Origin of the sequence: Protofrankia sp. CiP3, assembly GCF_917627345.1 — a bacterium.
Classification (GTDB): Bacteria; Actinomycetota; Actinomycetes; order Frankiales; family Frankiaceae; genus Protofrankia.
In genome coordinates, this window is record NZ_CAKJTM010000015.1 from 54,200 (window position 1) to 61,620 (window position 7,421).

Below are 7,421 nucleotides of genomic sequence, written 5' to 3' on the forward strand. Positions count from 1 at the left end.
GGTCTGTCTGAAAACAGACAGCTCTCACCGTTCCCCGACATTATCACCAGCCATGTGCCCATGGTATTTTCAAGCTGAATCGATCACCTTCGGCGAGAGAATTCTCGGGCACCACGGAGGGCGGCTGGCGATGCTGGGCGCGAGGGACTATCAAGCGGCACTCGATCTGATACACACCATCAACGCGGATGATGACGGGCCGACCAGCCCGGCCGTGCTGGCGGGGATGCAGCGCCTGATCGGAAGCAGCTCGGCGGCGATGACCATCATCGATCACCGCAGGAGGCGCCTGGTCGGCGCGGCGGTGCAGCGCCCGGAGGACAATTTGTCACTCGTGCCGTCCTTCGGGCGGGACTTCACCCACCACCCCGCCTTCGAGGCGCACGATGCGGGCCGGATCCGGCAGGGCACGGTGCTGTCGCTGTCAGACCTCATGGATGCGCGGAGCCTGCACCAGAATCCGCTGTACGCCACCTGCTACCGCCCGATCGGCATCATGGACCAGTTGCTGGCCTTTATCGGTGTGGACGTTTCCCGCGGAGTGGTGGCGATTTTCAATCGTTCCCGGCGCGGGGTGTCGGCCCGCGACCGTGAGATGATCAAAATAATCATTCCCCATGTCGGCCAAGCGATGGAACGGCACCGTGAACGTCAGGCGCTGCTCGCCGCCGCGCACACAGCGGGCCAGCGCGCCGAGCCGCTGCCGCGGGCTGCGCGGCAGTTGCGGGGCCTGACTCCGCGGGAGCGCGAGGTGGCCGAGTCCCTGGCAGAGGGTGCGAGCGACCGGCAGATCGCCCGTGCGCTCGAGATCGCGGAGCGCACGGTGAACAAACATCTGGAGAACATCTACCGCAAGCTTGGCGTCAACAGCCGTACCGCGCTGCTGCTCCTGCTGCAGCGCGGTACGTGTTGACCGGTGTTGACCGGTGCTGCTCGCGCCGGGCGCCAGCCCGAAGCGCCACCCCGAGCCTTTGGATCTTCAAGAGCTGGCAGGTCCGGCAGCGGTGAGCTACCTCGCGGCGATCGCTGCCGACCAGGGTTTCCCCTGGCGGGACTGGGTTTGAGCCGGAGGCGGGGATTGAACCCGCGACCTATCGCTTACGAGGCGATTGCTCTGCCACTGAGCTACTCCGGCATGTTGCTGGCCCGCCTCCTGAGTATGCCAGACCGTGTCAGCTCCTCCGGGGTGGTGGCGGGCGCGGGCGAACCGGCTGCCGGCGCGGCTGCCAGCTACCTCTGTTCGCGGGCACCGGGAGCCTCTTGCGTCGCGCATCGGCATCTGTTGGGCCACGCCCCCCGCCGGTGACAGACGTTTGAGTACTCTTCGTAGTCGCGTTGGGTAGTGGTGATCCCTGGAAGATCAAATGTGAGTGCTGATCCGGTGTGTTTCCTGTGGCCATTTGTTGACGTCTTGTAATCTTTCTGTTACAGAAATATGTTCGAATCTCGAGTACAGGCCTCGCCCACCACCCCGCTCGCAGCGGTTCCGGAGAGCGTGCGTAGGGTTTCGGCCATGACCGGGGACGCAACTGTAACCGCAACGAGGGGGGCTTCCCTGCTCGTCGCCGAGGATGACGAAGCTTCTCGAGTTGCGCTTGCCCGAAGCCTTGAACGGTTCGGGTATCGAGTGCTGGAGGCGGCGGATGGGGAGGCCGCGCTCAAGCTTTTTCAGACCACCGAGGTTGATCTTGTTGTGCTCGACGTCGCGATGCCGCGCATGGACGGATTTGCTGTCCTGAGCCGGCTGCGGCAGACCAGCGAAGTGCCTGTGATCATGTTGACTGGAAGAGCCGAGGAAGTCGACCGTGTCGTCGGCCTTGAACTCGGCGCCGACGACTACGTGGTCAAGCCGTACTCGCTGCGGGAACTCGTCGCACGGGTCAGGGCGCGCCTACGCCGCCGCCCGCTGGAACCGCCACCGCAGCGTACCGGGGACGGAAACGACCCGCTCGTTTATGGCGACGTTTCGATCGACTTGCGCGCACGCGAAGTCGCGGTCGCGGGCGAACGTATTGATCTGACCGCGCGGGAGTACGAGCTGCTGGCCTTCCTGGCCAGTCATCCCCGTCGTGTCTTCAGCCGTGAGGAGCTGCTGGAGCAGGTCTGGGGCACACGTTTCCAGGATCCGGCCACCGTCACCGAACATGTTCGCCGGGTACGGACCAAGGTCGAGGGGCGGCCACCGCAACGCCGGCTTGTCACAACCCTCCGCGGTATGGGATACCGCTTCGATCCCTGAGCGCTGAGCTCGGCCCCGGCGGATCTTCTTCACGAAGGCACGTCGGGGTCAGGCTGGCCGTGGGTTGCCTGCCGGCGTAGGCGGCGGCGGGTCCGGGCGTTGTGCGGTGCCGCGGCCATCGCCGCTGTCGTCGGGTCCCGCGTCGTCAGCGGTGCCGCGGCGATATCCGTCAGGGTGCCGCTGCCGGCTTCGGCTGCCGCCGCCTCGGCTTGCGTCGCGTCCGGTCCGTCCGGTCCGGGGTGGGCCGCCTCATACGCCTTGCGTGAACCGCAGACACTCGCCCGGCTGCAGGAGCATCGTTCGCCGCCGGCATCCAGTTTGACTGTGACCTGGTCACGCGGTACGTCATGGGAAATGACCCGGCCATCGCCAGCGGGGGTCCGCACCCTGGTGCCCACGGCTGGGGCTTCCGCCTTGAACTGCTCATAGAGCGGATGCTCGTACCGCAGGCAGCACATCAGCCGGCCACAGGCACCGCTGATCTTCATGGGGTTCAGGGGAAGATCCTGGTCCTTGGCCATCCGTATGGTGACCGGTTCGAAGTCGGTGAGGAAGGTGGCGCAACACAGATCACGTCCGCAGGAACCGATGCCACCCTGGATCCGGGCGCTGTCGCGGGCGGAGAGCTGACGCAGGTCGATACGGGCAGCCAGCGTCCGGGCGAGATCGCGTACCAGCGCTCGGAAGTCGATTCGATGATCAGCGCTGAAGTAGATGGTGAACATGCTGTCGGCCTGGATGTAGTCGACGCCGACGACTTTCATGGGCAGATCGTGCTCACGGATCAGCCGCTTCGCCGCGACCCGCGCCTCCGCTCGGCGGCGCCGGGAGACCGCGTGCCGTTCGAGGTCCGCCGCTTGCGCCATCCCCGTGAGAACGGGCAGCCCGCCGATGTCCTCGCTGACCCACTGCGGTGCCCATATGCATTCGGCTACCTCTGGCCCGGCGTCGGTCGGGATGAGGACCTTGTCTCCGATCTTCGGTGAATACTGTCCGGGGTCGGCGTAGAAAAGCCGTCCACGCGGAGAAAAAGTCACGGCGCACATCATCGGCATGCCGCTCGCACCGCCCTCGACCGACTGGAATCATGGTTGCCGGCCGGACCGCGCGGGATCGCCGCGACGGGACGCCGCACGTTCGCCAGGTTACGCCGGACAGGTGTGACGACGTCGGTGTACGGGCGGCCCAGGTCGGCCGAGCGGCGCCCAGCCGCAGCGGCGGCAGGTTATTCCGCCAGCTCAGCGCAGCCGGACGATGTCGGCACCAGAGTCGGTGGGCAGCTGGTAGAGCGCGTAGGGAGCCGCGATCACCGGCGCGGCGACGTTGCGGACTGGTGTCCCGCCCGGGGTGGTTCCCCGCTCGCGGCCGTAGTGGGCATGCCCGTGCACGGCGAGGGCGACGGGCACGGTGGCTGAGTCGATGGCGGCAGCCAGATGATGACTGCCCAGGAAGGGGAACAGCTCGAGGGGCTCACCCTCCAGCGTGTCCCGCACGGGGGCGTAGTGGGTCAGCGCAACCACCCAGCTGGTATCGAGATCCGCCAGCGCGGCGTGTAATGTCAGCGCGCACTGTTCACTGTGGCGGGCGAAGACCTTCATCTCGTCCTCACCGAATTTTTCCGCGCTGCGCCCGGCGAAGCCGCCGCCGAATCCTTTGGCGCCGGCGATACCGATCGTCTTCCCGCCGGTGGTGACGGTCACCGTCGATCCATCAAGGACGGTGACCCCCGCGCGGGCGAGCATCTCGGCGATGACAGCCTGCTCGCCGTTTTCGTGGTCGTGGTTGCCGAGGACAGCGATCACAGCCAGGCCGAGGCCGCCGAACACCTCGCACACGGCGTCCGCCTGGGCGAGTTCGCCGCATTCAGTCAGATCACCGGCGAGAAGAAGTACATCAGCCTCGTCCGCGGCCCGTTCGAACAGCGGTCGTAACCTCGGTCCGGTCCCCGCTTCGATGTGCAGGTCGCCTACGGCTGCGATCGTGACCATGCTGCCACCTTCCGAAGGAGCCGGGTACGGTTGTGCGGCTCGATCTTCTCAGCCGCACGGGCGGCTCTCCATCGTCCTCCAGCGACGGGGATGGCTGCGACCGGTTACGGCGTGTTTCGAAAGCGATCTGTCCGGCTCCCTGCTCGAACGACGACTTCCGAAACACGCCGTAGCGCTGGTTAGAGCGACCGGCAATAGGGGACGCGGCGTCGCGGGGCTGGGGCACGCACCTCGCCACATCGCTCCCCATCCATCGCTGCGCGATGCACGGGTACCCCGGCTCGTCGGTCGCCACCCACCACCAGGGTGGCTCCCTCCGCCGCCTCGCGATACACGCACCCCAACTCCGCTCCTTGATCCACACCCCTATTGCCGGGCGCTCTTACTTGGCTGCCTCGCGCAGCAGGTGCCGCGCTATGATCAGCTGCTGGATCTGCGAGGTGCCCTCGTATATCCGGAAGAGCCTCGCGTCCCGGTAGAAACGTTCGACCGGGACCCCTCGGATGTAGCCCGCGCCGCCATGGATCTGTACCGCACGGTCGGCGACCCGGCCGACCATCTCGCTGCAGAAGTACTTCGTCGCGGACGGCCCGACCTTGGTGTCGCTACCGGCGTCAAAAGCACGCGCGGTCTCGATCACCAGGGCGCGGCCGGCGTACAGATCCGTCACCGAGTCGGCGATCATGCCCTGGATGAGCTGGTAGTCCCCGATGGGCCGACCGCTCTGGTGCCGCTGCGCCGCCCAGGACACCGACTCATCCACCAGACGCTGCGCGAGACCCACACACAGCGCGGCGATGTGGATACGGCCGTGGGCGAGGCAGCGCATGGCGGTCGCGAAGCCGTACCCCGCGCCATCGTCCCCACCGACGAGATGGGTGTGCGGAACACGTACCTCGTCGAGGTACACGTCTGAGCTCCACGCGCCTGCCTGCCCCATCTTGTGGTCCCGCGGCCCGATCGTGAGCCCCGGCGAGCCCTTCGGCACGATGAAGTTGGAGATGCCACGGGTCGCTGGGACGGCTGGGTTCGTGCGGGCGAACACGAAGATGGCGTCGGCGATCGGCGCGTTGGTGATGTAACGTTTCGCGCCACTGATCACCCATGTGTCGCCGTCGCGGTAGGCGCTGGTGGTCAGGGTGGACGGGTCGGAACCGGCGTCGGCCTCGGTGAGCCCGAAGGACGCGGTCACCTCGCCGGAGGCCAGGAGGGGCAGCCAGTGCCGCTTTTGTTCCTCCGTGCCACCCTCAATGATCACATGTCCGGCGATGCCGTTGTTGGTGCCGAACATCGACCTCAGCGCGGGTGTAGTGTACCCGAGCTCGAACACCAGCCGTGCCTCTTCGCTCATGGACAGCCCGAGGCCGCCGTACTCCTCGGGGATGGCAAAGCCCCACAGGCCCATCTCCTTGGTGGCGTCCCGAATGTCGAGCGGGACCTCGTCCTTCTCGTCGATCTCGTTTTCGACCGGTATGACACGTTCATGGATGAACGTCCGCACGGTCGTAAGGATCTCGGAGAAGTCCGCCGCGTCCATGCCGTTACCTCCGCAGGGTTCGGGATCTCAACTTCGGTTCGGGATCGCTGCTGGGCCCCCGCCGACGCGCTCGTGCTCCTTCCGCGTCGCCGGAGCTTGAACCGCTACTGGGGCGAGGCCGGGTGGGACCGGCGGTGTTATGCCCGCGATCATATTGATGATATACACGATGAATCTACTGTTGCATCAGTCAACCATGCTGCGCGAACACGTGCGCCAGCCCGTGTGACCAGCAATGATCCGAGTAGGGGTGGACTCCGTCGGACCGGCTACGCCCCCAGCGACCGTGAGGAGCATGACGAATGCCTGATGCCGTGATCTGTTCGCCGCTGCGCACACCGGTCGGCGGTTTCGGCGGTGTCTTCACCGATACCCCCGCCACCGAGCTCGCCGCTACCGTGATCCGTGCGCTCGTCGAGCGGACCGGTGTGCCGGCGGACGCGATTGACGACGTCGTGTTCGGCCAGTGCTACCCGAACGGGGAAGCACCGGCGATCGGACGCGTCGCGGCTCTGGACGCGGGCCTGCCGATCGAGGTCCCGGGCCTGCAGCTCGACCGCAGGTGCGGTTCTGGCCTGCAGGCCGTCCTGCTCGCCGGCATGCAGGTGCAGACCGGCGTGGCCGATCTGGTCCTGGCCGGCGGGGTCGAGAGCATGAGCCAGGCGGAGTTCTACACGACCGGGATCCGGTGGGGGACGCGCAGGCCGAGCATCGATCTTGTCGACCGGCTGGCCCGCGGCCGGGTCACCGCTGGCGGAAAGGACTACCCGGTACCGGGAGGGATGCTCGAGACCGCGGAGAACCTCCGCCGCGAGTACGGCATTTCCCGTACCGAGCAGGATGAGCTTGCTCTGCGGTCACACCAGCGGGCGGTCGCGGCACAGCGGGCCGGCCACTTCGCCAGCGAGATCGTGCCGGTGGCTGTCACCAGCCGCAAGAAGGGAACGGTGCTCGTCGACACTGACGAGCACCCGCGGGCGGACTCGAGCCTGGAGCGGCTGGGCGCCCTGCGGCCGGTGATGGTGCGCAGCGATCCGGAGGCGACGGTCACGGCGGGCAACGCCAGCGGGCAGAACGACGCCGCCGCCGTCTGCCTGGTCACTCATCCCGCGCGGGCCGAGCAGTTCGGGTTGCGTCCCCTCGGGCGGATCGTCTCGTGGGCGGTCGCCGGGGTGCCGCCGCGGACGATGGGAATCGGACCGGTTCCCGCGACCGCGCGGGCACTGGACCGCGCGGGCCTCAAGCTCGCGGACATCGACCTGATCGAGTGCAACGAGGCATTTGCCGCCCAGGTGCTGGCGGTGACCAGGGAGTGGGGGTTCGCCCCGGCCGACTTCGACCGGTTGAACGTGAACGGGTCCGGCATCTCCCTGGGCCATCCGGTCGGTGCGACGGGCGTACGGATTCTGACGACCTTGTTGAACGAGATGCACCGGCGCGGTGTCCGCTATGGCCTGGAGACGATGTGCATCGGTGGCGGCCAGGGCATTGCGGCGGTGGTGGAACGTATCGCGTGATGTCCCGGTCGGCCCTGCCGGATGCGGCCGATCGGGAGATCTGGGCAGGAGACGCGGGCGCCAGGGCCCGTCCAGGCAATCTTTGATCACGTGGATCGATCGGACCGGCCCTAGAGCGCCCGGCAATAGGGGCGTGGATT

General features: G+C 67.1%; 6 protein-coding genes and 1 tRNA gene. 3 read left to right on the forward strand and 4 right to left on the reverse strand.

The genetic code is table 11. The features are described 5' to 3' along the window. The first annotated feature begins 130 nt into the window (after positions 1–130). Positions 131–913, forward strand: coding sequence for a LuxR family transcriptional regulator (locus tag MJ797_RS08375; RefSeq protein WP_239333431.1), 783 nt, complete (start codon positions 131–133; stop codon positions 911–913). A gap of 150 nt (positions 914–1,063) precedes the next feature. Here MJ797_RS08375 and MJ797_RS08380 read toward each other — a convergent pair. After that, positions 1,064–1,135 (reverse strand) — tRNA-Thr (locus MJ797_RS08380). Between the two features lie 378 nt (positions 1,136–1,513). Between MJ797_RS08380 and MJ797_RS08385 the strand changes: the two genes are divergently transcribed. Beyond that, positions 1,514–2,239 (forward strand): response regulator transcription factor, encoded by a 726-nt coding sequence (locus MJ797_RS08385; protein WP_239333432.1) that lies wholly within the window; start codon positions 1,514–1,516, stop codon positions 2,237–2,239. Between the two features lie 29 nt (positions 2,240–2,268). On the opposite strand, the gene MJ797_RS08390 is transcribed toward MJ797_RS08385, so the two are convergent. The 3 genes from MJ797_RS08390 to MJ797_RS08400 form a co-directional block, all read right to left on the reverse strand. Continuing rightward, positions 2,269–3,294, reverse strand: coding sequence for a regulatory iron-sulfur-containing complex subunit RicT (locus MJ797_RS08390; RefSeq protein WP_239333433.1), 1,026 nt, complete (start codon positions 3,292–3,294; stop codon positions 2,269–2,271). A gap of 183 nt (positions 3,295–3,477) precedes the next feature. Further along, positions 3,478–4,227: a metallophosphoesterase gene (locus MJ797_RS08395; RefSeq protein ID WP_239333434.1), complete on the reverse strand. Its 750-nt coding sequence runs from the start codon at positions 4,225–4,227 to the stop codon at positions 3,478–3,480. Between the two features lie 382 nt (positions 4,228–4,609). Next, a complete protein-coding gene (locus tag MJ797_RS08400; protein ID WP_239333436.1) occupies positions 4,610–5,764 on the reverse strand; it encodes an acyl-CoA dehydrogenase family protein in 1,155 nt (384 codons plus the stop codon). A 302-nt stretch (positions 5,765–6,066) separates the two neighbouring features. Here MJ797_RS08400 and MJ797_RS08405 point away from each other — a divergent pair, with 302 nt between their 5' ends. Further along, positions 6,067–7,281, forward strand: a complete 1,215-nt coding sequence (locus MJ797_RS08405; RefSeq protein WP_239333438.1) for an acetyl-CoA C-acetyltransferase — start codon at positions 6,067–6,069, stop codon at positions 7,279–7,281. Positions 7,282–7,421: the final 140 nt, after the last annotated feature.

Coding starts and splice junctions, on each gene's coding strand:
- MJ797_RS08375 (WP_239333431.1), top strand. CDS start 131: ATGCTGGGCGCGAGGGACTATCAAGCGGCACTCGATCTGATACACACC.
- MJ797_RS08385 (WP_239333432.1), top strand. CDS start 1,514: ATGACCGGGGACGCAACTGTAACCGCAACGAGGGGGGCTTCCCTGCTC.
- MJ797_RS08390 (WP_239333433.1), bottom strand. CDS start 3,294: ATGCCGATGATGTGCGCCGTGACTTTTTCTCCGCGTGGACGGCTTTTC.
- MJ797_RS08395 (WP_239333434.1), bottom strand. CDS start 4,227: ATGGTCACGATCGCAGCCGTAGGCGACCTGCACATCGAAGCGGGGACC.
- MJ797_RS08400 (WP_239333436.1), bottom strand. CDS start 5,764: ATGGACGCGGCGGACTTCTCCGAGATCCTTACGACCGTGCGGACGTTC.
- MJ797_RS08405 (WP_239333438.1), top strand. CDS start 6,067: ATGCCTGATGCCGTGATCTGTTCGCCGCTGCGCACACCGGTCGGCGGT.